General features: G+C 43.6%; 2 protein-coding genes. Both read left to right on the top strand.

All coding sequences use genetic code 11. From position 1 onward, the window contains the following. Positions 1-1,395: C10 family peptidase (locus ACTIE6_RS23205; RefSeq protein WP_439558899.1), on the top strand; the 1,395-nt coding region annotated here is incomplete at its 5' end. Next, positions 1,392-1,931, top strand: a complete 540-nt coding sequence (locus ACTIE6_RS23200) for a hypothetical protein (RefSeq protein ID WP_439558898.1) — start codon at positions 1,392-1,394, stop codon at positions 1,929-1,931. The genes ACTIE6_RS23205 and ACTIE6_RS23200, both read left to right, overlap by 4 nt. The last annotated feature ends 147 nt before the right edge of the window (positions 1,932-2,078 follow it).

Genomic DNA, 2,078 nt, shown 5'->3' with positions numbered 1-2,078 from the left:
CACGAGGTCGTACACCGAGTACGCTGGGCTGGTAGAATCAAACATGCTATGATCATGAAAGTTACGATTTCGGTGCCCTCACTATTATCATTAGCTACCTTCATCTTGCTCCTCAATGCGTGCTCGCAAAATGAATTATCAGAACCATCTTACAAAAGAGATGCGAATGATACGAACAAGTTTTTCGTCGACCAGAATGAAGCGGCCCGGCTGCTTTCCGGTGAAGAAGCTACAAACCTTGGACACAGTGCCCGGATAAGTGCCGATGAAAGGCTGTATGTAAAAGCGATAAGGCGGTTTAATGACAATGCAGGCAAGACGATGTTCTACATTGTAGAGTACGAAGATGACAAAGGCTTTACGCTGCTTTCTGCTGACAAAAGGATGAAGCCGATTCTCGCCTTTTCAGAGAAAGGAACTTTCAACGAAAAGACAGATAATCCGGGCATCCAGCTCTGGTTTGATATCGTCAGGGAAAACTTTGAAGGTATTCAAAAGCAGAAGGAAGCGCACATTGACATTGTCAATATGTGGGAACAGCTCAAACAAAACCCTAACGGCAACCGAACTACCGAGGCACCTGTTAACACGCCGGAAGCCAGCTGCGAGTGGTTCGTAACCCACCCTCTCCCGGCGAATTCGACAATTGAGCATTTGACGCATACGCTATCCCGATGGCGGCAAGGTACTGGATATAATGCCTATTGTCCGTCTGGAGTTAATACATTGAATTGTAGCGGGCAGTATAATTGTGGGAAGGCGCCAACCGGCTGTGGACCTATAGCGGTAGCGCAGGTGCTAAGATACCACCGAAAGCAAATCACTACCAATGGACATACTTACTCTGCATCCATGTTTAATGCAATGCCCATGACTGCGCCCGAGAACTGCACTCCTGTTAATCCGAACCATATTGACTTAGCACATCTTTTACGCGATACCGGCAAAGACCTGGACGCAGTATACAATACCCTGGTTCCAGCATTAGGAATTCCACAATCAGGTTCCGGCTGTCAGACATGGAATATTCCAGGACACATTGATAATTTCTTTTCAAATCGGGGATATACTTCATTTGATAAAGAATTCTTCACCAACATTGAGACGATAAGCTCCGAGCTTCGAGCGCTCAGGCCGGTGATCGTATTCGGATCTAACTGTGCCGCTTGTGCAGCTAATCAGCATATTTGGGTGATGGATGGAATCCGGGATTTGTATGCGATTTTTAATGATCAAAATGGCTTTTGCTATGAGAATCATTCAATTTACTACCAAATGAACTGGGGATGGGGCGACGTTGCGGAGAATTATACGTGGTTTGCTTACACCGGGATTGTTGGAAACGGTACTTTATATAATAGCCAAAATATGAGAGCATACATTGTCAAACCATGAGCCATATAATCATGAAAGCTTTTATCTTCATACTAGTTGTGACAACCATATGCGGTTGTTTCCCTAAACGATATGTTATCGAGCCTAATGGCAATGTAACGAATGGTGAGAAGCCGGGATATTGGGTGTTGGTAGATTATCAAAAAAATGGTAAGTCCCTGGATATCAAAAATGCCCAAGCAAAACTGCTTTTAGAGGCGCAGAAATTTATATCCAAAAAGGACAGCCTGCAGGAGCCTTTGTACGAGAAAGGAATTCCATACTATGTTTTCTCCTTCTTCAATGCTGGTTTACAAAAAACAGATTCTATCCAGGCCAAATTATATGATTACAGGTATGACAGAAAACTTGAACGAAGCAAGTACTGGTACCGGATTAACCAAGAATTTGGCTTCGTAGTATATCTTGACGTAAAGTTGCGCAAAGAAACCCTAACCAATCGCATCGAGCTCAGTAATGTCATGAAAAGTACTTCTTACAAACCCGAGCTGGATTCAGTGAGGTACATCTATGAACCGACCAACAAATTCCGCTAAACGCAATTAGGATTTAAAAAACTCACAGTAGCAATAAATAAAACCCGAAATAACGGCGAAACAAGCCTAAATTAGAGCATCAAACAATAGCTGCTCACAATAATGAAACTCTTCGCCTCTCTCTTCAAACGTCCCTGGCTCGCCTGG

Origin of the sequence: Dyadobacter sp. (assembly GCF_051859145.1) — a bacterium.
GTDB lineage: Bacteria > Bacteroidota > Bacteroidia > Cytophagales > Spirosomataceae > Dyadobacter.
Note: the sequence above shows the minus strand (reverse complement) of the source record. Positions and strands in the feature narration are given on the sequence as shown.

What these genes read in the sequence shown, in the direction of transcription:
- ACTIE6_RS23200 (WP_439558898.1), top strand. Translation starts at nt 1,392, where the DNA reads ATGAGCCATATAATCATGAAAGCTTTTATCTTCATACTAGTTGTGACA.